Here is a 23,633-nt window from a genome sequence, read left to right as displayed (position 1 = left end):
CCTCGCGCAAAAGGTGCGCGCTCCTCCTACTCCGGCGCGCCCCGCCGTCGCGCCCTCCGCTTGCCGCACCTCCGGCCCGGCGGCCCCATCTTGGCGTCAAAACTTACGCGGTTGCGGTTATAGTGGGTCCGATGGAGGTCGGCCCATTGAAACCGGATGCCCCCGCGTCGACCGCGGGCATTCCTGGGATCGGCGAGGTGTTCGCGCAGAGGTACCGCCTCGAGCGCAGCCTCGGCCGGGGCTCGATGGGCGCCATCTTCGCGGCGGAGCACATCCCGCTGCGCCAGCGCGTCGCGGTCAAGTTCCTGCTCCCCCGGGCGATGGAGCTGCCCGGCGCGAGCGCGCGTTTCCTGCGCGAGGCGCGCGCGGCGGCGGCGATCCGGAGCGAGCACGTCGCCCGCGTCATCGACGTCGGCACGGCCGATCTCGGCATCCCCTACCTCGTGATGGAGTACCTGCGCGGCCGCGACCTCCAGCAGGAGCTCGAGACGCGCGGCCCGCTCCCCGTGTCCGAGGCGGTCGACTACGTGATCCAGGCCTGCGAGGCCGTCGCGGAGGCGCACGCACGCGGCATCATCCACCGCGATCTGAAGCCGGGCAATCTGTTCCTCGCCACCGGCGCGACCGGCGTGCCCGTCGTCAAGGTGCTCGATTTCGGCCTCTCCAAGGCCGCCGACGCCGCTTCCGAGGAGGACGGCAAGCTCACCGCGTCGGAGATGATGCTCGGCTCTCCCTCGTACATGTCGCCCGAGCAGGTGCGCTGCGCGAAGGACGTCGACGCGCGCGCCGATATCTGGTCGCTCGGGATCATCCTCTACCAGCTCCTGACCGCGCGGTTTCCCTTCGATACGTCCAAGATCTCGGCGCTCTTCGTCGCCATCGTCACCCAGGCGCCGACGCCGCCGCGGGTGCACCGGTTCGACCTGCCCGCCCAGCTCGAGGACGTGATCCTGCGCTGCCTGGAGAAGGAGCCGGAGCTGCGCATCCAGAGCGTGGCGGGGCTGGCGTGTGAGCTCGCCCCGTTCGGAACCGAGCGCTCCGCCCGCGCCCTGGACCAGATCCAGGCGATCGCCCATGGCAAAACGGATCCTTCGTGGCTGTCGTCGGCGCCCGCGGGCCATGCCGTCGCGACCACCCATCCGGCCGCGGAGACGGCCGTCGAGGGCACCTCCTCGACGTTGCCTCGCCCGCACGCCGCCGGCGGGGCGGGATCCCGGCAGGCCGCCTGCTCCACGGTGCTCGCGCCCGGCGGCGGCGATCACCTGGCCACCCTGCCCAGCGAGGGCGTCGCGGTCGCGTCCCCCGCCAGCAGCGACGTCGCGGTCGCCGAGCGCCGCACGCTCCCCCGCGTGGCCGGCGAGGACAGGCCCACGCTGAAGATGGCGCGGAGCGGCGGTGTCGCGCGGCCCGCGGCGCGGGAGAACCGGCCCACGCTGAAGGCGTCCCGGGACCAGGGATCCTCGCTCGGACTCTCGCCCGACGACGGCCCGACCCTGACGATGGCGCGGGACGGCGGCGCCGCGCTGAGGCTGGCGATGGACAGCGGGCCCACGATGACGATGGCGCGGGACGGCGGCGCCGCGCTGAAGCTGGCGATGGACAGCGGGCCCGCGCTGAAGCTGGCGACGGACAGCGGGCCCGCGCTGAAGCTGGCGATGGATAACGCGCCCGCGCTCGTGACCGCGCCCGAGGACGGCCCCACGTTGACGATGGCGCGCGAGGACGGCCCCACGTTGACGATGGCGCGCGAGGACGGCCCGACGCTGACGATGGCGCGCGAGGACGGCGTTGCGCTCCTGCTCGCGCCCGAGGACGGCCCGACGCTGACGATCGCGCGCGACGACGTCCCCACGCTGACGATGGTGCGCAGGCGCGCGGTGCCGCTGATGCAGCCCGACGAGGAGGAGACGGCCGGGAGCACACACGACGTGACCGAGCGCCGCGGTGGCCGGCGGGCCTCCAGCGCATTTCGCTGGCGCCGCCGCGCGGGCGTCTGGGTCGCGGCCGCGGGCGTCCTGCTGGTCACGGGGGCGTTCGCCGCGACGCGCTGGCTCGGGCGCTCGGACCGGCGGGCGGACGACGCCCTGCCGTCGGGTCAAGCCATGGCGCTATCGGTCCAGGGCGCGCCGGCAGCGGTCGCGAGCAGCGCCGGCCCCGTTCCGGCGTTCGGGTTGAAGCTCGCCGCCGCCGACCCCGAGCGCACGGCGAACCCGGAATCCGGTGCGCATCCTGCCGACCCCGCCGCGGGCGATCCCGCTGCCGGCGGCGCGCGAGCCGCGGCGGGGGTCGAGGACGCCGTCGCGCCGCCCAGGCCCGCCGTGGCCTCCAACCCGCGCAGCGCGCCCGTTCCGCGTCACCACAGGGCACCGCGGCGCAAGCCGGTCTCCCGCACGAGCGGGGCCGCTGGCACGCCGGAGCCGTCGTCCACGAGCGGGGCCGCTGGCACGCCGGAGTCGTCGTCCACGAGCGGGGCCGCTGGCACGCCGGAGTCGCCGTCCACGAGCGCGACCCCTGGCACGCCGGAGCCGTCGTCCACGAGCGCGACCCCTGGCACGCCGGAGTCGCCGTCCACGAGCGCGGCCCCCGGCATGCCGGCGTCGGCTCCTCCCACGGGCGCGACCCCTGCTTCGCCCAGGTCGGCTCCTCTCACGACCTCGGCCCCTGGCTCGCCGGGGAATGACGTGTACCGATCGCGGGACCAGTAGAGACCCTGGAGGACCTCCGCGACAAGCGGTAGACCAGCCTCGCTCCCGCGGACCTCGGCCGCATTGCCGCGGCCGCGTTGCCGTGTTGCCGTGTCAGGCCGGCGTGGGCCGCGGGGACAGGAGACCATGGCGAAGAAGAAGCTCTCGGCCCGCGCTGCCCGGCGCGCCAGCGATCGCGACGCGGAGAAGCTCACGCGCGACCTCGAGCGCCTCGCGCTGCTGGAGCCTGGCCACACCCCCGCCCGCGCCATCGTCCTCGACGCGGCCTCCCAGGTCGAGGTGGCCGCGCGCGCCATCCCGTGCCCCCGCTGCCGCGGCCTCTTCCGCGTCCAGGACCACACGGCCGAGACGCTCGACGGCGTCCGTCTCCGGGTCGCGACGGTCGTGTGCAGCACATGCGGCGCGGGCCGCCAGCTCTATTTCCGGCTCGGCGCCGCCGCCCTCAACTGAGGCGCTCCGCGAGCGCCCCCGGTCGGCCGCCCCGCCGTCAGTACCGCGGAATGCTCTCGTCGATGTGGATCGACCACGCGTCGATCCCGCCCTGGAGCGACGCGACGCGCTCGTGCCCGAGCTTCTCCAGGATGGCCGCCGCCGACAGGCTCCTGACGCCATGGTGGCAGTACGCCACGATGAGCGCCCCGTCCTCCGCCGCGATCTCCTCGGCCCGCTCCGTCAGCTCGTTCAGCGGGATCAACGTGCTGCCGGGCAGCGCGGCGATCTCGTGCTCGCCCGGCGAGCGCACGTCCAGCAGGACCACGGGCTCCCCCGCCTTCAACTTGAGAAAGAGCTCTTTCACAGAAATCTGTTGGACCATGACCCGCCCGCGATCTCCCCCGAAACCACCTGTAAACAACCTTTCCTATACCACGGCGACCTCCGCGCCGTTCCGCCCCCTCCCTCGTCAGCCGTTGCGCCCGCGCGCCAGCGTCGCCACCACCCCCACGAGCGCCGCCGGATCCACCGGCTTGGCCAGGTGCGCCTGGTACCCGGCCCCCAGCGCCCGCGCCCGGTCTTCCTCGCGCGCCAGCGCGCTGACCGCCGCCGCCGGCGTCGCCCCCCCGCGCTCGGCCCCGAGCGCCCGCACCTTCCGGATGAGCTGGAACCCGTCCTCCCCCGGCATCCCGAGATCGCTCACGAGCACGTGCGGCCGCTCCCGCTCCACCAGGGCGAGCGCCTCCGCCGCCGACGCCGCGGTCGTCACGCGCGCCGCGCTCTCCTCCAGCACGCGCTGCGCGATCTCGCGCGCGTCGGCCTGGTCGTCGACCACCAGCACCCGCACCCCGGTGAGCTCCGCGCCCGGGTAGTCGCCGAGCGGCTCGGCGGCGCACGTCGACCTGGGGTCGCGCGCCGAGTCCGGCGCCGGCTGCGCCGCGCCGCCGAGCGGCAGCGTCACCGTGAACGTCGCCCCCTTGCCCTCGCCCTCGCTGGCCACCGCCACCGTCCCGCCGTGCAGCTCCACCAGGTGCTTCACGATCGACAGCCCGATGCCGAGCCCGCCGTACTTCCGCGTCGACGACGCGTCCGCCTGCCGGAAGCGCTCGAACAGGTGCGGCAGGAACTGCGGGGCGATGCCCGCCCCCGTGTCGGTCACCGACAGCTCCGCGTGCTCGCCCGCGCGCCGGAGCGCGATGTCGATCCGCCCCCCCGCGGGCGTGAACTTCACCGCGTTCGACACGAGGTTCCACACGACCTGCTGGAGCCGGGCCGGGTCCCCGCGCAGCGCGGCCGCCTCGGGGTCGACGCGCGACACGACCGTCAGCCCTTTGGCCTCGGCCGCCAGCTTGACCGACTCGATCGCGCCCTGGACGACCGCCGGCAGATCCACCTGCTGCACGTCGAGCCGCAGCTTCCCCGACACGATCCGGCTCATGTCGAGGAGCTCGGACACCATGTCGGTAAGGAGCCGCGCGTTGCGCTCGATCACCTCGAGCCCCCGCGCCGTGCCCTGCGGATCCGGCGCGCGGGTCCGCAGGATCCTCGCCCAGCCCAGGATCGCGTTGAGCGGCGAGCGCAGCTCGTGCGAGAGCGTCGCGACGAAGTCGTCCTTCACCCGGCTCACGCGCTCCGCCTCGTCGCGGGCCGCGCGCTCGCTCTCGAGCAGCTGCTGCCGCTCCTCCTCGGCCCGCCGCTCGGCGGTGACGTCCTCGGTGATCCCGATGAACGATTCCACCGCGCCGTCCGGCCCGATCTCGGGGATGTACCGCGCGCGGAACTTCCGCTCGCCCAGGCTGAACTCCATCCGCTGCGGCTTGCCCGTCAGGCGCGCCTCGCGGCACGCCGCCTCGCCCGCCTCGCACACCTCGAGGGGCAGCCCGTTCTCGCGCGGCGTCTTGCCCACGTAGTGCTCCGGCGGGAACCCCATCACCATCGTCGAGGTGGTCGACATGAACGTGCAGCGCAGGTCCAGATCCAGCCGGTAGATCGCGTCGGGCGAGCTCGCGATGAGCGACGCGAGCTGCCGCTCGCTCCGGCGGAGCTCCTCCTCCAGGCGCTCGCGCTCGGCGAGCGCCCGCCGCGCCTCGTCGAGCGCGGCGCGGAGGAGGCGCTCGCTGTCGCGCAGCGCCTCCTCCGTCCGCTTGAGGCGGCTGATGTCCAGGCAGAGGCCGACCCAGCCGGAGATCTCGCCCCGCTCATCGCGGATCGGAACGCCCCGGCTGAGCGCCGGGAGCGCCGCGCCGTCGGCGCCGAGGAACCGGAGCTCTTCGTCCCACACCGCTCCCGTCTCCACGCACCGCTTGAAATTCTCGAGCTTGTGCCGGTCGTCGGGGTGGAGCGCGGCGGCCCAGCCGTCGCCCGAGCACCGCTCCAGGGTCATCCCCGTCCTCCGGAGGAACGAGTCGCTGACATACACGCAGCGGCCCTCCGGATCGCAGAGCCAGACGCCGTGGGCGATCGACTCGCCGAGCGCGCGGAAGATGCGCTCGCCGCGCCGCACCGCCTCCTCGGCCTGCTGGAGCTCCGTGACGTCGAACGCGAGCGCGACGCCGCCGTCCTCGCCCCGTCCCCCGGGCAGGAGGCACCCGGTGATCAGCACCGGCACGCGCGTGCCGTCGCGCCGCACGTACGTCTTCCTGAACGGGGTGCACGTCGGCTTGCCGGCCGCGAGCTCCGCCAACGCGCGCTCGTCGGCGCTGTGGTCCTCGGGCAACGTGCGCTGATCCCACCGGACCAGCCCGGCCGCGAGCTCCTCCCGGGTGTAGCCCAGGAGCCGAAGGTAAGCGTCGTTTGCGTCGGTGATCCGGCCGTCAGGCGCCCAGAACGCCATGGGCGCGATGTCGCTGTAAAAGAGGCGCTTCAGCCTGGTGTCGCTCTCCGCGAGCGCCCGCTCCACTGCGAGCGCCCGGTCCTCGGCGCTCACGTCCTCGATGAACACCACCGCGCGGTAAGGCCGGTCCTGGGCGTCGCGGACGAAGACGCCCGTCACGCGCAGCCGGCGGGCGCTGCCGTCCTTGCGACGGCAGCCCATCTCGAGCGCGATCTCGTCCGCGCCGCCCTCGATCAGCGCGCGCCACGCGGCGAGCGAGCGTGACCGGTCCTCCGGGGCCGCGAGGTCCGGCAGCCGCTTCCGCTGGAGCTCCTCCTCGGAGTAGCCGAGCAGCCGGCAGAGCGCGCCGCTCGCGCGCACGAGCCGGCCGCTCGCCACGTCGATCTGCGCGCACGCCCTGCCAGGCGACCGCGTCGCCTCGGCTGGATCTCCGGCCGTCCCCTGCATGGCTGTCCGTCCCGGTCTTTCGGTCCCCCTGCTCACACCACGCGCACCCGGACGTGCGCGCGCGGCATTCCCCCTACCGCGTCCGCGACGGTACCACGACCTGGCCGGCTTGCGTGCACGTTGGTGGCGCGCCGTAACGCGCCGTCGCGCGCCGTAGAGCGCCGTAGAGCGCCGTAGAGCGCCGTAGAGCGCCGTAGAGCGCCAGATTCCGTCCGATGCGGCAGAGTTTGCTTGCATTTTTCGTGGGAACGAGTCTTGTGCATCGTGTGCCCCCCGGAGGGCGCCTCCTTACGCCGCCATGGACCACGCCGCCGCTCCGCTCTACGCCCGCCTCCCGCCGTCGTCCCACGACTTCACCGCCGACGACCTGCTGAACGGCTTCCTCGATTACGTGATGGACCGGGGACTCGAGCTCTACCCGGCGCAGGAGGAGGCCATCCTCGAGATCTTCGGCGGCAAGAACGTGATCCTCAACACCCCGACCGGCTCGGGCAAGTCGCTCGTCGCGGCGGCCATGCACTTCAAGGCGATGGCCGAGGGGTACAAGTCGTACTACACGTGCCCGATCAAGGCGCTCGTCAGCGAGAAGTTCTTCGCGCTCTGCAACGACTTCGGGCCCGAGAACGTGGGCATGTTGACCGGCGACGCGTCGGTGAACCGCGACGCGCCCATCATCTGCTGCACGGCGGAGATCCTCGCGAACATGGCGCTCCGCGAGGGCGAGAAGGCGCTCTGCGACTATGTGATCATGGACGAGTTCCACTACTACTCGGACCGCGAGCGCGGCGCGGCCTGGCAGATCCCGCTGCTCACGATGCCGCAGGCGAGGTTCCTGCTCATGAGCGCCACGCTCGGAGGCACCGAGTTCTTCCAGGAGGAGCTCACGAAGCTCACCGGGGAGCAGACCGCCGTGATCAAGTCGACGGTGCGCCCGGTGCCGCTCGACTACGAGTACCGCGAGACGCCGCTCCACGAGACCGTGGCGACGCTCGTGAAGAACGGCAAGGCGCCGATCTACATCGTGAGCTTCACCCAGCGGGCCTGCGCCGAGGAGGCGCAGAACCTGATGAGCCAGGACTACTGCACGAAGGAGGAGAAGCGCGCGATCACGGCCGCCCTCGCCGGGGTGAAGTTCTCGAGCCCTTACGGCCGCGAGGTCCAGCGCTTCGTCAAGCACGGTATCGGGCTCCACCACGCGGGCCTCTTGCCGAAGTACCGGCTGCTCGTCGAGAAGCTCGCCCAGCAGGGCCACCTCAAGATCATCTGCGGCACGGACACGCTCGGGGTCGGCGTCAACATCCCGATCCGGACGGTGCTGTTCACGAAGCTCTGCAAGTTCGACGGCGAGAAGACGGCGATCCTGAGCGTCCGCGACTTCCAGCAGATCAGCGGCCGCGCCGGCCGGAAGGGGTTCGACACGCAGGGGAGCGTCGTCGCCCAGGCGCCGGAGCACGTCATCGAGAACATGCGGCTCGAGGCCAAGGCGGGCAGCGATCCGGCGAAGAAGCGCAAGATCGTGAGGAAGAAGCCGCCGGAGAAGGGGTATGTCCACTGGGACCGAAAGACGTTCGAGCGGCTCATAGAGGCGCCCCCCGAGCCGCTGGTGTCGCGGTTCCAGGTCACGCACGGCATGCTGGTCAACGTGCTCGGCCGCGAGGAGGGGGGCTGCCGGGCGCTCAAGCGGCTCATCCGGAGCACCCACGACCGGCCCGCGGTCCGGCGCCAGCACGGCAGGACCGCGATGCTCCTCTTCCGCTCGCTCGTCGAGGCGCGCATCATCGAGCTCGTCCCGAAGGACGACGGGCCGGGCAAGCGCATCCGCATCAACGCGGATCTCCAGGAAGACTTCTCGCTGAACCACGCGCTCTCGCTCTACGTGCTCGAGACCGTCGACAAGCTGGATCCCGAGAGCGGCACGTACCCGCTCGACCTGCTCACCCTCGTCGAGTCGATCCTGGAGAACCCCGATCTCATCCTGCAAAAGCAGCTCGATCGGCTGAAGACCGACAAGCTCGCGGAGCTCAAGGCGGCGGGCGTCGAGTACGAGCAGCGGATGGAGGAGCTCGAGAAGCTCGAGTACCCGAAGCCGAACAAGGAGTTCATCTACGGCACGTTCAACGACTACGCGCGGCGGCACCCCTGGGTCGGCCAGGAGAACATCCGGCCGAAGAGCGTCGCGCGCGAGATGTACGAGCAGTACCTGTCGTTCAGCGAGTACATCCGCGAGTACAACCTGGAGCGGGCCGAGGGGCTTTTGCTCCGGTACGTCTCCGAGGTGTACAAGGCGCTCGTCCAGACCGTCCCCGAGTACGCGAAGAACGGCGACACCGACGACATGACCGCCTATTTCCGGGCGCTCGTGCGCGGCGTCGACTCGAGCCTGCTCGACGAGTGGGAGCGGATGCGCGACCCCTCGTTCCAGCCGCGCGCGGCGGCCTCGGGCGGCGCCGTCGAGCCGTCCGCGTTCGACGTCACCCGGAACGCCAAGGAGTTCACGGTGCTCGTCCGGAACGAGCTGTTCTTCTTCCTGCGCGCGCTCGCCCGCCGCGACTACGAGGTCGCCGCCGAGATGGTCGAGGGCGAGGAGGCCCCCTGGACGGCGGAGCGGCTCGACGAGGCGATCCGCGGCTACTACGCCGAGCACGCCGCGATCCGCACCGATCCGGCGGCGAGGAGCCCGAGCAACACGATCATCCACCCCTCCGAGGACGGCGGCTCCTGGGTGGTGCAGCAGATCATCGTCGATCCGGAGGACGACAACGACTGGATGCTCGACTGCAAGGTGGATATCGACCGCTCGCGCGAGGCGGGGCGGCCGGTCATCGTGCTCCGGCGGATCGCGAGCTGAAGGCGCGGACGCGGTCCGACAGGTCGGGAGACGTCGCGAGACGTGATCCTGCGTCGAGCGACGCCGAGCCTACGTCGAGCAGACCTCGAACAGACCTCGATCGGAGGTCGAGCAGGCGTCGAGAGCGCCGGGGGCGACAGCAAAGCGACGTTGAAGCGGCGCCGGAGACGCGGTGTGCTTGTGACGAGGTGATCCGATGAGCATGCCGGCGGCGCTGCGGCGCAACAACGTTCGGGTCGTGGGGGATGGGGAGCGCACGGTGGTGCTCGCGCACGGCTTCGGCACCGACCAGACCGCGTGGCGGCACCAGGCGGCGGCGCTCGCGCGCACCCACCGCGTGGTCCTGTTCGACCACGTCGGCGCGGGCGGGTCGGACCTCACGGCCTACAGCCCGCAGCGCTACCGCAGCCTGCACAGCTACAGCGCCGACGTGCTGGAGGTGCTCGCCGAGGTCTCGCCGGAGGCGCCGGTCGATTACGTCGGCCACTCGATGAGCGGGATGATCGGCCTGCTCGCCGGGATCGCGGAGCCGGCGCGCTTCCGCTCGATGGCCTTCATCGACGCCTCGCCCTGCTACGTCGACGGCGACGGGTACGTCGGCGGCTTCTCCCAGGCGAGCCTCGACGGGTTCCTCGACGCCATGGCGTCGAACTACCACGCGTGGGTGAGCGGCTTCGCGGGCGTCGCGGCGCGGAACCCCGAGCGGCCGGAGGTCGCCGAGGAGTTCGCGCGGGGCCTCGGCGCGATCCGGCCGGACATCGCGCTCTCGGTCGCCCGCCTGATCTGGAACGCGGATCACCGGGGCGACCTCGCCGCGCTCGCCGTGCCCACGCTCATCCTCCAGGCGCAGGACGACATCGCGGTGCCCGTCGTCGTCGGCCGGTACCTCGCCGACCACATCCCCCGGGCGAGGCTCGCCGTCATCGACGCGTACGGGCACCTCCCGCACCTGAGCGCGCCCGAGGCCGTCAACGAGGCCCTGCGCCGGTTCCTCGGCTGAGCCGGCGGCGGTGGACCTCGCGCCCTCGATCCAGCGGGTGCTCGCGGCCCTTGCGCAGGCCTCGGCCGAGGGGGACGCGGACGCGGCGCTCCGGCGCGTGATCCCGGTCCTGCGCGGCGCGGCCGGCGCGGACGTGGCGCTCGCGCTGCGGCGGGTCGACGAGGTGACCGCGGAGGTGCTCGCGGGCGACCCGCCCGGCGTGCTCCCGGACGGCATCACGACCCCGGCGGTCTTCGCGGGGGCGATCGAGATCGGCCGCGGCGTCTACCGCGACACGAGCGGCGCGCTCGGCGCGATCCCGCGGGCGCTGCGCGGCGCGACCGCGGTCCTGCCCTGGTCGCGCGTCGGCGGCATCGACGGCGCGCTGGTGCTCGTCCGCCGCGAGGCCGCGCCGTTCACCGCGGAGGAGCGCGGCTTCCTCGAGGCGCTGCCGGGCCTCCTGCACGCGCTCGTGCACCTGCACGGGCACGCGCTGCGCGCCGACGCGCTGCACGCGCGCTTCGAGGCGATCGTGCAGACCGTGCCGCACGGGCTCGTCTTCCTCGACGAGTGGGGCTCGGAGGCGTGGGTGAACAGCGCCGCCGCCGCGCTGCTCGGCGTCCCGGGCGGGGTCGTGCGCCTCCCCGAGGTCGCGCGCGCGATGGCGAACCTGCGCGCGCGGGCCGACAACCGCGCCGAGATCCAGCGCGAGACCGCCGCCGCCTTCGCGCGGCCCGACGTGGAGCTCCGGGACTGGCGCTGGATCTTCTCGGGGCCGCCGCGCCGGGCGTTCAGCGTGGCCAGCACGCCGACCAGCGTGCGCGGCGAGCGGGGCCGCCTGTGGCTGTTCATGGACGTGACCGCCGAGCACTTCGCGCAGGAGGAGCTCCGCGAGAAGAACGCCGCCCTCACGGCGGCCCGCGAGGCCGCCGACGCGGCGAGCGAGTCCAAGTCGCGCTTCCTCGCGACCATGAGCCACGAGATCAGGACGCCCATGAACGGCGTGCTCGGCATGGCCGGGCTGCTGCTCGACACGCCGCTCACGGCCGAGCAGCGCGACCTCGTCGAGACCCTCCGGACGAGCGGCGACGCGCTGCTCGCGATCGTCGACGACGTCCTCGATTTCTCGAAGATCGAGGCGGGCCTGCTCGAGCTCGAGAGCCGGCCGTTCGAGCTCCGCGCGTGCGTCGAGGAGGCGCTCGCCCTGCTCGCGCCGAAGGCCGCCGAGAAGGGGCTCGCGCTCGGGATCCACATCGCGCCGGACGTCCCGCGCGCCGTCCTCGGCGACGCCGCGCGGCTCCGGCAGATCCTCGTGAACCTCGCGGGGAACGCGGTCAAGTTCACGCAGCGGGGCGCGGTGAGGGTCGAGGTGTCGCTGCTCGACGCGCCCGGCGGGGCGGCGGGCGCGGACGCGGATGCGGGCGCGGAAGCGGACGCGGGCGCGGAAGCGGGCGCGCCGCCCGACGCGACGTGCGCGCTGCACTTCCAGGTGCGCGACACCGGCGTCGGCATCCCGGCCGACCGCATGGACCGGCTCTTCCGGCCGTTCAGCCAGGCCGACGTGTCGGTCGCACGCAGCCACGGCGGCACCGGCCTGGGCCTCGCGATCACGAAGCGGCTCGCCGAGCTCATGGGCGGCAGGGTGTGGGCCGAGAGCACGCCCGGCGTCGGCTCGACGTTCCACGCCGTCGTCGCCGCGCAGCGCGCCCCGGAGCCGCCGTCCTCGCGGCCGCCCCGCGTCTTGGGGCTCGACCCGGCGCTCGGCCGGGAGGCGCCGCTCGCCATCCTCGTCGCGGAGGACAACGTCGTGAACCGGAAGGTCATCGCCCTCCTGCTCGAGCGGCTCGGGTACCGGGCCGATGTCGTCGCGAACGGGCGCGAGGCGCTGGAGGCGCTCGAGCGGCGCCGTTACGACGTGATCCTGATGGACGTGCAGATGCCGGAGCTCGACGGCCTCGCCGCGACCCGGAAGATCCGCGCCCTGCCCGCCGAGGTCCACGGCCGGCCGCGCGTCGTCGCGCTCACGGCGAACGTGATGATGGACGACCGCGATCGCTGCCGGGAAGCGGGCATGGACGACTTCCTCGCGAAGCCGATCCGGATCGACCACCTCGTGGCGGTGCTCCGCCGCGCGGCCGACGCGGCGAGGGCGGCGGAGCGCGCCGCCGCCGCGCCCGCGCCGCCCCTGGACGGCGAGGCGCTCCGGGCGCTGCGGGAGCTCATGGACGGGCCCGGCGAGCTCGCCGCGCTGATCGACGTGCACCTCGCGGACGCGCGCGAGCAGCTCGCCGCCATGCGCGCCGCGCTCGCGCGGGGGGACGCGGACGCGCTCGCCTCCGCCGCCCACCAGCTCAAGGGGAGCAGCGGCATGTTCGGCGCGCTCGCCGTGGCGGAGCGCTGCGCCGCGCTCGAGCGCGCCGCGCGCGAGGACCTCGCGGGGCAGGCGCGCGAGCGGCTCGAGGCGCTGGAGTCCGCGTGCGCGCGCGCGCACGAAGCGCTGGAGTCGGAGAAGGGCGCCTGAGCCGCCGGGAGAGGCTTTGAGCGGTTCACATACGTTCCATGGACTGTCGAACGTGCGAATATCGGGGAGCCCCGGCTTTGTGGTATCATGAGCGATCCTGACGGGCCTGCGCCGAGGGCAGAGCTACACTGCATGTAACCGGCAAGACGAAAGGCGACGATGTCACACCTGCTGAGCAGTCCGGACACCTCGGCGCGCGGACTCCCCGGCACGCCGCGCCCCGCCGCGCGGAGCGCGATGGTCGTCGACGACGACCCCACGGTGGCCTCGGTGGTCGAGCGCGTCCTCCTGCGCATGGCGGTCGAGGTCATCAGGGTGCCCCAGGCGTTCGGGGTGATGAACCGGATCGCGATGCACCGGCCGTCGCTCGTGCTCCTCGACGTGAAGATGCCGGGGCTCGACGGCCCCACCCTGGTCACGCTCATCCGGAAGGACGCGGAGATCTCGCGGACCAGGCTCGTGCTGTATTCGGCGCTCGACGTCGACGTGCTCGCGGACACGGCCAACGCGTGTGGGGCCGACGGGTTCATCGCCAAAACGCTCGGCCCATTGCACCTCGAGAAGAGCCTCGAGCTCTACCTCGGGCGGTGAGCGGCGCCGCGGCGTGGGCGGGACGGCTGACTGGCTGACTGGCTTACCGACCGGCTGACTCAGCGAGCCGCTGATCGACGGGCCGCGCGCAGCGCGGTTTGACATCCCCGCGGCGGCGGGCGAGATCGCGGCCATGCGAAGTCCGCTCACCGCAACGTGGTTGTCGCTCGCGTCCCTGGCCCTCCTCCCGGCCGCCGGCTGCGCCCCGCCCGCCGGCTCGTCGCCGGCGCGGGCGGCCGCGCCGGCGGCGGCCGCGCCCAGCGGGGGCGCCGCCGCGCCGGGCGCGGGCGCCGCGGCCGGCAAGACGGCGATCGCCGGGCCGGAGGCGAGCCGCGTCACCTACGAGCTCCTCGGCCGGCAGCCGCCGGTCGGCGCGCGCGCGCCCGTGGCGATCCGGCACGCGCCCGACGGCAAGCTGCTCACGTACCTCCAGAGGCGGCCGGACAGCCCCGAGCAGGCCCTCTTCGCCCTGGATCTCGCGTCGCGCGAGACGCGGCAGCTCCTCGCCGCGAGCGACCTCGTGAAGGACGCGGCGCCGCTCTCCCGCGAGGAGGAGCTCCGCCGCGAGCGGCAGCGGATGTTCTCGAAGGGGATCACCACCTACACGTGGGCCCGTCGGGCGCCGGTCCTGCTCGTCCCCCTCGGCGGCGACCTCTTCGTGCGCGACGCGGCGGGCGCGATCACGCGGCTCACCGAGACGCCCGAGCCCGAGATCGACCCGAAGATCTGCGACGGCGGCGAGCGCGTCGTGTTCGTCCGCGGGCGCGAGCTCTTCATGATCGACGTGGCCACGCGCCGCGAGACCGCGCTGACCAAGGGCGCGCCGGAGGGCGTCTCGCGCGGCCTGACCGACTTCAACGGTCAGGAGGAGTTCGACGAGCCGAGCGGATTCTGGATCTCCCCCGGCTGCGACAGGGTGGCTTACCTGGAGGTCGACGAGCGCGAGGTCGAGAAGGTGCCTGTCTTCGGGGTCCGGAGCGGCAAGGAAGACCTCATGATGGCGCGCTTCCCGCGCGTGGGCGGCAAGAACCCCCGCGTCCGGGCGGGCGTCCTCGATCTCGCGACCAAGCGGACGGTCTGGCTGAAGGGGAAGGGCGACGAGGAGCGGTACCTCGGCCGGTTCGCGTGGGCGCCGGACGGCAAGGCGCTCTGGTTCCAGGCGCTGTCGCGCGACCAGAAGCGCCTCGGGCTGCTCCGCGCGAGCCCGCGGACGGGCGAGGCGGCGGAGGTCGTCGTCGAGACGTCGCCGACCTGGGTGGACTTCGCGCCCATGCGGCTGCTCGAGCGCTCGCCGCGGTTCCTCTGGGCGGCGACCGCCGGCGGCCACACCCACCTCGCGCTGCGCGACGCCGACTCGGGCGCGGAGGTTACGCGGCTCACCTCCGGCGACTGGGACGTCGTCCTCCTCGCGGCCCCGGACGAGGAGCGCGGCGTCGCGCGCTTCGTGGCCACGAAGGACGGCCCGACCGAGCGGCACCTCTACGCCGTGCCCCTCGCGGGCGGCGAGGTGAAGCGCCTCACGGCCGAGCCGGGGGTGCACAACGTCTTCGTGGACCCGAAGGGCGCGGGCTTCGTCGACGTGCACGCCGCCCTGGATCGCCCCCCGCGGGCCGTGGTGCGGGGCGCGGACGGCGGCGAGCTCGGCGAGATGCCGGTCGCCGTGGATCCGGAGCTCGCGGGCCTCGGGCTGCGCGCCCCGGAGATCGTGAAGGTCCGCGCCGCGAGCGGCGACACGCTCTACGGCGCGCTGCTCGCGCCGCGCACGATCGAGCCCGGACGCCGCTACCCGGTCGTCGTGAACGTGTACGGCGGCCCCGGCGTGCAGACGGTCTTCAACGCCTGGTCGCCGCGCCTGCTCTGGAACCACCTCGCGGACCGTGGCGTCGTAGTTTTCCAGCTCGACAACCGCGGGTCGGCGAACCGCGGGCGCGCGTTCGAGGCGTCGATCTACGGGCGGCTCGGCGAGGTCGAGCTCGCCGACCAGATCGCGGGCCTCGATTACCTGGCGACGCTGCCGTACGTCGACCCGGGCCGCGTCGGCGTCTACGGCCACAGCTACGGCGGCAGGATGGCGCTGCTCGCCATGCTCCGGGCGCCGGACCGCTTCCACGTCGGCGTCGCGGCCTCGCCGGCGACCGACGATCGGCTCTACGACACGGGCTACACCGAGCGGTTCATGGGCCTGCTCGGCGAGGCGGCGGCGCGGTACGAGGCGACCGACGTCACGCGCCACGCGGGCGACCTGCGCGGCAAGCTGCTCCTCCTGCACGGGCTCATGGACGAGAACGTGCACTTCGCGCACACGGCGAAGATGATCGAGGCGCTGATGGCCGCGGACAAGCGGTTCGACATGATCGTGTTCCCGGGCGAGCGGCACGGGTACCGCTCGCCGGTCGCGAGCCGGTTCTCGAGCCGCGCCATCGTGGAGTACCTGGTCGAGCACCTCTGATCGCCGCCCCGGCTGCGCGCCGGCCTGCGAATCGCATCTGCCCCGGCCGGAGGCATCGATGCAGAGGCTTGCACAGGGGAACAAGGACAAGGCGATCGACCTGCTCAACGAGCGGCTGACGTTCGAGCGCGCGAGCGTGCGGCTCTACGACTCCATGCTGGAGAAGGTCGGCCGCGCGGCCGATCCCGAGCTCCAGGGCTCGCTCGGCCAGCTCCGGCAGCACCGGGATCAGGAGAAGGAGCACGAGGAGTGGCTGGAGGCGCAGATCCGCGCGCTCGGCGGGGATGCCCACGCCGAGACCGAGCGGTCGCGGCTGATCGCGCTCGAGTCGCAGGGCCTGGAGAAGGTCGTGCTCGACGGCGATCAGAACCCGGCCCACCTCTTCCACGCGCTGCTCACCGCGGAGCTCGTCGACAACGCCGGCTGGCAGCTCCTGCTCGAGCTCGCCGACGAGGCGGACGACGACGAGGCGCGGGAGGCGTTCCGGCGCCGGCTGCACGAGGAGGAAGAGCACCTGATCTTCACGCGGGAGATCGTGGAGCGGCTCACGCGGACGGAGCTGCTCGGCTCGCCCGCGGAGGTCGTGGCGGCGGCCCACCCGACCTGACACGGCGGCGGAGGTCGCCCTGGACCAGGGGAGAACACGGCCGCGGAAGGCGCCCTGGATCAGAAGAAAAAACGCCGAGGCGCCAAGGCGCCAAGGACGCCAAGAGGAGAGGGGGAGAGGGAGGGGATCACCCCCGGCGCGCGCCCGTCCGGGCTGCCGCGCCGCTCGGCGGCTCCGCCCCGGCCTTCGCGGCGGCCGGCGCCTTGGCCGGCTTCGCCGCGCCCTTCGCGGCGGCTGGCGCCTTGGCCGGCTTCGCCCCGGCCTTCGCGGCGGCCGGCGCCTTGGCCGGCTTCGCCGCGCCCTTCGCGGCGGCTGGCGCCTTGGCCGCCTTGGCGGCCGCCGCCTTGCCCTGGCCGGCGGCCGTCTTGGCCGGCTTCGCCGCGGCCGGGGCGGTCGGCCTGCGGGTCCACATCTTCAGGATGTACGCCGTCGCGTCGGGCGTCTTGCAGCTCGTCTCGCCGTGATCGATCTCGACCTTGCCGATGCGCCGCGCCGCCGTGAGCGCCTTTCCGCGCAGCGGCTCGTTCCGCCCACCGATGCTGATGAGCGCGCCGTTCATCGCCTCCCGGGCGCGGTTCTTCGCCCGGTGGATCGACGCCTCGATCACGGCCAGCCGCTCCTCGAACAGGCTGTCGGGCAGCGACGGGTCCTCGGCCGCGAGCGCGCCGAGCAGGCTGAAGCCCGCGCGGCCCACCCACTCGTCGTCCGAGGCGGTCCACTGCTCCATGGCCTCGCGGGCGAACGGCGTCTTCGCCGCGATGTGCTTCACGAACAGGTCGATGAGCAGCGGCGAGCGCAGGCCGGCGAGCCACACCTCGAGCCGCTCCCGGGTGAAGCGCCCCGGATCGGCGATGGCCGCCGCCAGCGTCCTCGCGTCGGAGTTGCCCGTCGCCCAGAGCGCCTCGGCGAGCTCGTGGTCCCGCTTGATCCGTTTCTCCAGCGCGTTCACGTGGGCGAAGCTCACGCCGAAGAGCGGGTCGGTCGCGCCGTGGCGCCGGTAGACTCTCCGGTTCTGCTCGGTGCCGAGCCGCTCGAGCTCGCTCATCACCTCGGTCAAATTCATGGCTCTTCCGTAACCATCCTGAGCATTACGCGCTCGCCCCACATCTTTTCACGCGTAGTTGCGTCAGGTCGAGCCGGCCGACGCGCAGCCCCACCCGTTCTCCTCGGCCGTCCGCGGCCGGGCGGCCGCGTCGAGCGCTCGACACGGCGCGCCGTCGCCGTCCGCCCCGCTCCGTGCTATCCAGACTCGTGCTCCAGGTGCGCTCCACGGAACGTTCGGCCTGGATGACCACGGCGACGAGGAGCAGCGGTGCTCTCCTCGGAGGAGCTGCGCATGTCTTTCCAGGGTGACACCTTCTTCGTTCCGATCCCGCCGGGCGAGGACGAGCTGCCGTACGACGACGGAGAGCCGATGGAATCGCCGCGTCACCGCAAGCAGATGAACCTGCTCATCGACGTCCTGGAGCTGCTCTGGAAGGACCGAGACGACGTCTACGTCGGCGGCAACATGGCCGTCTACTTCAGCGAGCTCCAGGCGAGGAAGAACGACTTTCGCGGGCCGGACGTCTTCGTGGTGCTCGACACGGTGAAGCGCGAGCGCAAGTCCTGGGTCGTGTGGCAGGAAGGGGGCAGGACGCCCGATGTGGTGATCGAGCTGCTCTCCGAGAGCACCGAGGCGGTCGATCGCAACGACAAGATGCGGGTGTACGCGAAGCTCCTGCGGGTGCCCGAGTACTACCTGTTCGATCCGTTCACCGGTGTGCTCGAGGCATACGCGCTCGATCTCGCCACGATGTCCTTCGTGCCCGTCTCGCCGGCCGCGGGCGGCGACGTGACGAGCGCGCGGCTGCACCTCGGCCTGGGCGTCCGCCGCGGCGTGTACAGCGGCCTCGAGGCGGACTGGCTGCGCTGGCTCGACCGCGAAGGGCGTGTGCTGCCCACCGCGGAGGAGCAGGCCCGCGCGGCGGAGGGGCAGGCCCGCGCGGCGGAGGAGCAAGCCCGCGCGGCGACAGAACGAGCGCGCACCGCCGAGGACGAGGCGAAGCAGCTGGCCGCGCGGCTCGCCGCGTACGAGCAGCGGTTCGGCAAGCTGCCTGGCGGCGGTTAGCCCACCACGCCAGCCCGCGCCTCGGCGCGCGCGGCGCTCACGAGGTCGGCGGGAGCCGCCACGCGCGCTTCGAGCGCGGGACCGCGCTGGTCCCGTTCCCCTCGCTCGTGCCGAGCAACGCCCGGCGCACCAGGCTGGCGCGCTCCTCGGCCACCCGGACCTTCTCCTCGAAGTGGGCCTGCATGTGCGTCTGACTCCGCTCCGCCGCGCGCGCCGCCATCCGGCGCGCCAGCGCCGCGGTGTCCTCGATCGTGCGGAGCGCGATCCACAGCGCCGCGTCCAGCGCCGAGGCCTGCTCGTCCTCCAGGCTCTCCGGAGAGTAGCGGTGGCCGACCTTGCACTTGTAGTTCAGCGTCGCGCCGTCGCCGCTCCGGACCAGGTTGCCCCCGCACTCCGGACAGGTGAACTCGCTCTCGACTGCTTCCACCTTCTCCCCCACGATTCCCTCGGGCGCCTGCGCCTCGGCGGGCGCTCTTCCGGCCTTCTGGTGCACCAGATCCGCGAGCAGCGGTGGCAGCCGGGCCAGCGGGGCGCAGTGGTCCACGGGCACGTTGTCGAGCGCGCTCTGCGGCATCTCCGAGAACAGCGCGTCGTCGGGATCCTGGACCACGGCGATGCCGCCCTGGCGCTTGATCTCCAGGAGCCCAGCCGTGCCGCAGTCGCGTGTTCCGGAGAGGACCACGCCGATCACGCGGCCGCCGTACACCTCCGCGGCGGTCCGGAACAGCGGGTCCACGGCGGGCCTGTGCCCGTTCTCCCGCGCGCTGTGCACCACCCGCACGAAGCCGTCGCCGATCATGAGGTGGTTGTCCACCGGCGCGACGTACACGCGCCCTCGCTCGATCGGCTCGCCGTCGACCGCCGCCGCCACCTCCAGCCGGGTCGACCGCCCGAGGATCGTGGGGAGCATGCTGCGCGCCGTCGGCGGCATGTGGAGCACCACGAACAGCGACGCCGGGAGATCGGCAGGCAACCCCCCGAGCAGCACGATCAGCGCCTCCACGCCCCCGGCCGACGCCCCGATCGTGATGATGTCGTGTTTCGCCACTGTGCGCCTCGCGAGAGAAGAGGGAGCAAAAACGCGGCCGGCCGCGGCGCCGTCTACGAAGCAGGGCGGAGCACCCGCTTTATCGTGGCGAGCAGCGTCGCCATGCTCGCCGGCTTCTGGAGCACGGCAGCCGCCGAGAGCTTCTCCGCCGCGAGCCGGAGATCGTCGGGCGTCCGCGCCGAGAAGATCACGATGGGCGGCCTCTCCGGCACGCCCTGGAGCCGCTCGATCAGCTCCGAGGTCGTCGCGCCGGTCACGGTCAGATCGAGCAGCGCGGCCCCGTAGCGCCGCTGGGTCATCGCGGCGATCGCCCCGTCGGCGGTGTCGGCGGACTCGATCTCGTAGTCGGCCATCCTGAACATCTCCCGGAGCATATCCGTCGAGTCACGGTCGTCCTCCACCACCAGGATTGTCGCCTTCATGGACAGGGTTCCTCTCGGACAAGCGCTCGGCAGCGCCAGCAGCACGAAGGAGAGCAGCGCCGATCTGATGCATCAATCGTGCGCATCTCGATTATCCATCAGGGGTAGCCTGATGGTGAAGGTTGCACCCTTACCCTCCGTGCTGCGCACGAAGATCTGGCCGCCGTGCGCCCGGACGATCTCCCTGCAAATGAAGAGCCCGAGGCCCATGCCCCCGCCGGTGGGCTGGCCGGCTCGCTCCACCTGGTAGAAGCTCGAGAACACGTGCGGCAGGTTGGCCGCGGGGATCCCCGGGCCGTAGTCCTCCACGTCGAGCTCGGCGCCGCCGCCGGCGCGCCGCAGGCGCACCTCGATCCGGGGGCTGCCGTTGGCGTGCCGGAACGCGTTGGCGAGCAGGTTCATGACGACCTGCTCGAGGCGCGCGGCGTCGCCCTTCACCACGAGCGGCTCCGCCGTGCCGGGGGGCAGATCGACGTGGATCTTCGGGGTCTCCGCGAGCGTCTGCGCGCCCTCGGCGGTGCGCGCGACCAGGGGGATGAGGTCGATGCTCGCGAGCTGGAGCTCGAACTTCCCGGTCTGGATCCGGCTCGCGTTCACGAGATCGCCGACCAGCCGCTCGAGCCGCTCGCTCTGGGTGCGGGCGAGCGACGCGAAGCGGCGCAGGCGCGGGTCGCCGGCCTCGGGGATCAGGCTGATCAGCATGTCGAGGTAGCCGTGGAGGGGCACGAGCGGCGTGCGGAGCTCGTGGCTCGCCATCGCCATGAAGCGGTCCTGCAGCTTGCGGAGGCTCCGCTCCGTGATGTCGCGGATGACGATCACGCCGCGCTCCGCCGTCCCCGGGGGGCGCGGGCCGGCCGCGCCGATCGGGTGTCCGGTCGCCTCGAAGTGCCGGCTCGTGCCGCCCGGGCCGGGGATGGAAAATTCCATCTGGAACTTCTCGCCGCGCGCGGCCCGCTGCTCCGGCGTGTCGTAGGTCGGCAGCGGTCGGCCCTTCTCGTCCATGGCGATGGGCCGGCCCTCGTCGAACATCGCGTGATAGGCGTCGTTCGTGAGCACCGGCCGCCCCGCGCCGTCGACCACGAGGAGCGCGTCGCCCATGCTGCGCAGGATCGCCGAGAGCCGCGCCCGCTCGGCCTCGATCGGCACGGCGAGCTCCTGGATCTCGCGGCTCCGCGCCTCGAGATCGGCGTTCGTCGTGTTCAGCTCCTCGATCGTCGCCTGGAGCTCCTCGTTGACGGTCTCGAGCTCCTCGTTGGTCGCCTGGAACTCCTCGTTCAGCGTCTCGACCTCCTCCATGGCGGCCTGCGCCTCCTCGGTGGAGACCATCAGCTCCTCGTTGAGGGACCGGAGCTGCTCGTGCGCCGCCGTGAGCTCCTCGTTGGCGCGGAGCAGCTGCCGGTTCTGCTCCGACACCTTCCGGAGCGCCGCCCTGGCCTCCTCGCGGGCGGCCTCCGCCTGCGCGAGCGTGGCGGTCTGCGCCGCCGTCTCCGAGCGCAGGCGTGCGAGCTCGGCCTGTGTCCTCTCGAGCTCGGCCCGGAGCTGCGCCGCCTCCGTGCTCGCGAGCTCGCCGTCCGCCCGGCGCCGCACGGCCGTCGTGACGTCCTCGATGAGGATCACCACGGGGCCGACCTTGTTCGGGTCGGTCTCGAGCTGGGGAGCGTGGCACGAGATCTGGAGATACGACGTCTCGCCGCCGGGCGTCGCCTCGACGGCGACCTCGATCGGATCCGGCGCCTCGCCCCGCAACGCGGCGTCGATCGCGTCGAGCAGCGGCCGGTGGGGGACGGACTGCGCGAGGTGCACGAAATCCTGCCCGAGCGCCGTGCCGTGGATGCCGAGCAGGCGCCGCGCCGCGAAGTTGATCTCGAGGATGTCGTACCGGCTGTCGATGAGCACGATCCCGTGGCGGAAGCCCGAAAGCAGCACGTCGATGGACATGCGCGAGCGCGAGAGCTCCTTGAGCGGCCGTATGGCCATGGTGTTGCTCCTGCCGCGGGGGGCTCGCCTGGGCAGCACCGGTGGGGCGGCCGGCGAGGGGGGAACGAGGATGCGCTCGCCGCGGCGCACGTAGATCTTGTAGTGGAGGTCCTGGGGGACGAAGTACTCGCTCAGCGGGCTCGTGGTCTCGGCCTTGCCGAGCACGAGGTAGCCGCCTTCGCGCAGGGAGAAAGCGAAGAGGTGAAGGGTGCGGCGCTGGAGGTCGCTCGTGAAGTAGATGAGCACGTTGCGGCACAGCACCAGATCGAGGTGCGGGAAGGGCGCGCGCTGGCCGAGGTCGTGCTCGCCGAAGACGGTGAGGTTGCGGATGCGCTTCTTGACCTGGAACTGGCCGTCCACCGCGACGAAGTAGCGCTCGATGAGGTCGGCGGGCAGGTCCTCGACGGCGTTCGCCGCGTAGATCCCGCGGCGGGCGAAGGCGATCGCATCGCTGTCGACGTCGGTCGAGAAGATGCGCACGTTGAAGCCGTCGAGCTCGTCGCCGAGCAGCTCGCTGATCAGGATGGCGAGCGAGTACGCCTCTTCCCCGGTGGCGCACCCGGCCGACCAGATCCGCAGCGCGCGGTGGTCGTTCCGGGCGTGCGCGATGAGCGCGGGCAGGATCACGTCCCGGAGCTGCGCGAAGAGCTCCGGGTCGCGCATGAACTCGGTCACCTTGATGAGGAAGCTGTTGGTCAGCCGCTGGAACTCCTCGGGGTGGTCGGCGAGGTGCTGCCTGTACGCCTCGAGGGTGTCCGTGTTCGTGGCCGCCATCCTGCGACGGAGCCGGCGCAGGATGGTCGCTTGCTTGTACCTCCTGAAGTCGATCCCGCTCCGCTCGCGCACGACGTCGAGGATGTCCTGGAGCCTCTTCTCGTCGTCCGCGGGGGGCTCGACGTACGAGCCCGTGAGCAGCTCGTTGAGGAGGGGCCCGATCCGCTCGAGGTCGGCCACGACGTCGATCGTGCTCGGGGAGAGCGACTCGGGCATGCTCGGGAAGCTCGCCGTGTTCGGGTTCTCGACGACCACGGTGCCGCCGCATTTCTTGACGTGGCGGGCGCCGGCGCTGCCGTCGGACCCGTTGCCGGTCAGGATGACGGCGATGAGGCTCTCGCCGTACACCTCCGCCGCGGTGCGGAAGAGCATGTCGACGGACGGCTTGGGGCGGTCGTTGTTCTCCGGCCGGAGCCGGAGCTCGTGGTCGGTGAGCTCCACGTCGCGTCCCGGAGGCACGACATAGAGGACGCCGTTCTCGAGCGGGGAGACGGCGGCGACGGCGCGGACCGGCAGCGCGCTGCGGCGGGAGAGGACCTCGACGAGGTGGCTCGGACGCTTCGGGTCGAGGTGCTGGGCGACCACGATCGGCGCCGGGAAGGGGGCCCGCAGGGTCGACACCAGCATGCACAGGGCCTGGATACCGCCGGCCGAGCAGCCGATCACGACGAGCTGGGGTTTGGTACGGGCTTCTGTCATGAGTGCGTGATGGGGCTCATATACTCCCGCAGGCCGCGGCGCGGTGCTCGACATGGGAACAAAATGCGCGACGCGGCGATGTCAGCGGGCTTGTCGGTACGGTCGCGGACCGAGCAGAACCGAGGCCGGCCGACGCCCTGCCGCAGCAGACCATGAATTCGGAGAATTCCTGATAGAGCGTCGCGGAAGTC

Annotated in this window: 14 protein-coding genes and 1 pseudogene; 9 read left to right on the top strand and 6 right to left on the bottom strand. The window is 72.5% G+C overall.

Going from position 1 to position 23,633, the window contains the following annotated elements:
• Positions 1-146: 146 nt before the first annotated feature.
• Both WMF43_RS25450 and WMF43_RS25445 read left to right on the top strand, forming a co-directional pair.
• On the top strand, positions 147-2,705 hold the full coding sequence (locus WMF43_RS25450) for a protein kinase domain-containing protein (protein WP_437683888.1): 2,559 nt from the start codon (positions 147-149) through the stop codon (positions 2,703-2,705).
• 126 nt (positions 2,706-2,831) lie between these two features.
• A complete protein-coding gene (locus tag WMF43_RS25445) occupies positions 2,832-3,155 on the top strand; it encodes a hypothetical protein (protein WP_437683886.1) in 324 nt (107 codons plus the stop codon).
• A gap of 37 nt (positions 3,156-3,192) precedes the next feature.
• Here WMF43_RS25445 and WMF43_RS25440 read toward each other — a convergent pair whose 3' ends face one another.
• Positions 3,193-3,501, bottom strand: a complete 309-nt coding sequence (locus WMF43_RS25440; protein ID WP_437683885.1) for a rhodanese-like domain-containing protein — start codon at positions 3,499-3,501, stop codon at positions 3,193-3,195.
• Positions 3,502-3,606: 105 nt separating this feature from the next.
• Positions 3,607-6,417 (bottom strand): PAS domain S-box protein, encoded by a 2,811-nt coding sequence (locus WMF43_RS25435; protein ID WP_437683883.1) that lies wholly within the window; start codon positions 6,415-6,417, stop codon positions 3,607-3,609.
• A gap of 298 nt (positions 6,418-6,715) precedes the next feature.
• Here WMF43_RS25435 and WMF43_RS25430 point away from each other — a divergent pair, with 298 nt between their 5' ends.
• The 6 genes from WMF43_RS25430 (at position 6,716) to WMF43_RS25405 (ending at position 16,412) form a co-directional block, all read left to right on the top strand.
• Positions 6,716-9,265 (top strand): DEAD/DEAH box helicase, encoded by a 2,550-nt coding sequence (locus tag WMF43_RS25430; protein WP_437683881.1) that lies wholly within the window; start codon positions 6,716-6,718, stop codon positions 9,263-9,265.
• Positions 9,266-9,461: 196 nt separating this feature from the next.
• Complete coding sequence (locus WMF43_RS25425) at positions 9,462-10,265, top strand: alpha/beta fold hydrolase (RefSeq protein WP_437683879.1); 804 nt, start codon at positions 9,462-9,464, stop codon at positions 10,263-10,265.
• 10 nt (positions 10,266-10,275) lie between these two features.
• Positions 10,276-12,765, top strand: coding sequence for a response regulator (locus tag WMF43_RS25420; protein ID WP_437683878.1), 2,490 nt, complete (start codon positions 10,276-10,278; stop codon positions 12,763-12,765).
• A gap of 159 nt (positions 12,766-12,924) precedes the next feature.
• Entirely contained in the window at positions 12,925-13,356 is a 432-nt protein-coding gene (locus tag WMF43_RS25415; protein WP_437683876.1) for a response regulator, read from the top strand.
• A 133-nt stretch (positions 13,357-13,489) separates the two neighbouring features.
• Positions 13,490-15,805 (top strand): alpha/beta fold hydrolase, encoded by a 2,316-nt coding sequence (locus WMF43_RS25410; protein WP_437683874.1) that lies wholly within the window; start codon positions 13,490-13,492, stop codon positions 15,803-15,805.
• A gap of 58 nt (positions 15,806-15,863) precedes the next feature.
• On the top strand, positions 15,864-16,412 hold the full coding sequence (locus WMF43_RS25405) for a DUF892 family protein (protein WP_437683873.1): 549 nt from the start codon (positions 15,864-15,866) through the stop codon (positions 16,410-16,412).
• 412 nt (positions 16,413-16,824) lie between these two features.
• Here WMF43_RS25405 and WMF43_RS25400 read toward each other — a convergent pair.
• Positions 16,825-17,475 (bottom strand): annotated as a pseudogene (locus WMF43_RS25400) (DNA alkylation repair protein); the annotation flags it as partial.
• Between the two features lie 273 nt (positions 17,476-17,748).
• Here WMF43_RS25400 and WMF43_RS25395 point away from each other — a divergent pair.
• Complete coding sequence (locus tag WMF43_RS25395; RefSeq protein ID WP_437683871.1) at positions 17,749-18,522, top strand: Uma2 family endonuclease; 774 nt, start codon at positions 17,749-17,751, stop codon at positions 18,520-18,522.
• Between the two features lie 37 nt (positions 18,523-18,559).
• Here WMF43_RS25395 and WMF43_RS25390 read toward each other — a convergent pair whose 3' ends face one another.
• The 3 genes from WMF43_RS25390 to WMF43_RS25380 all read right to left on the bottom strand — a co-directional run bounded on the left by WMF43_RS25390 (position 18,560) and on the right by WMF43_RS25380 (position 23,442).
• A complete protein-coding gene (locus tag WMF43_RS25390) occupies positions 18,560-19,570 on the bottom strand; it encodes a chemotaxis protein CheB (protein WP_437683869.1) in 1,011 nt (336 codons plus the stop codon).
• A 53-nt stretch (positions 19,571-19,623) separates the two neighbouring features.
• Complete coding sequence (locus tag WMF43_RS25385; protein ID WP_437683867.1) at positions 19,624-19,992, bottom strand: response regulator; 369 nt, start codon at positions 19,990-19,992, stop codon at positions 19,624-19,626.
• A gap of 72 nt (positions 19,993-20,064) precedes the next feature.
• Positions 20,065-23,442: a CheR family methyltransferase gene (locus WMF43_RS25380; RefSeq protein WP_437683865.1), complete on the bottom strand. Its 3,378-nt coding sequence runs from the start codon at positions 23,440-23,442 to the stop codon at positions 20,065-20,067.
• Positions 23,443-23,633 lie beyond the last annotated feature (191 nt).

It is taken from the genome of Sorangium sp. So ce131, from assembly GCF_051519095.1.
Taxonomy (GTDB): Bacteria; Myxococcota_A; Polyangia; order Polyangiales; family Polyangiaceae; genus Sorangium.
Note: the sequence above shows the minus strand (reverse complement) of the source record. Positions and strands in the feature narration are given on the sequence as shown.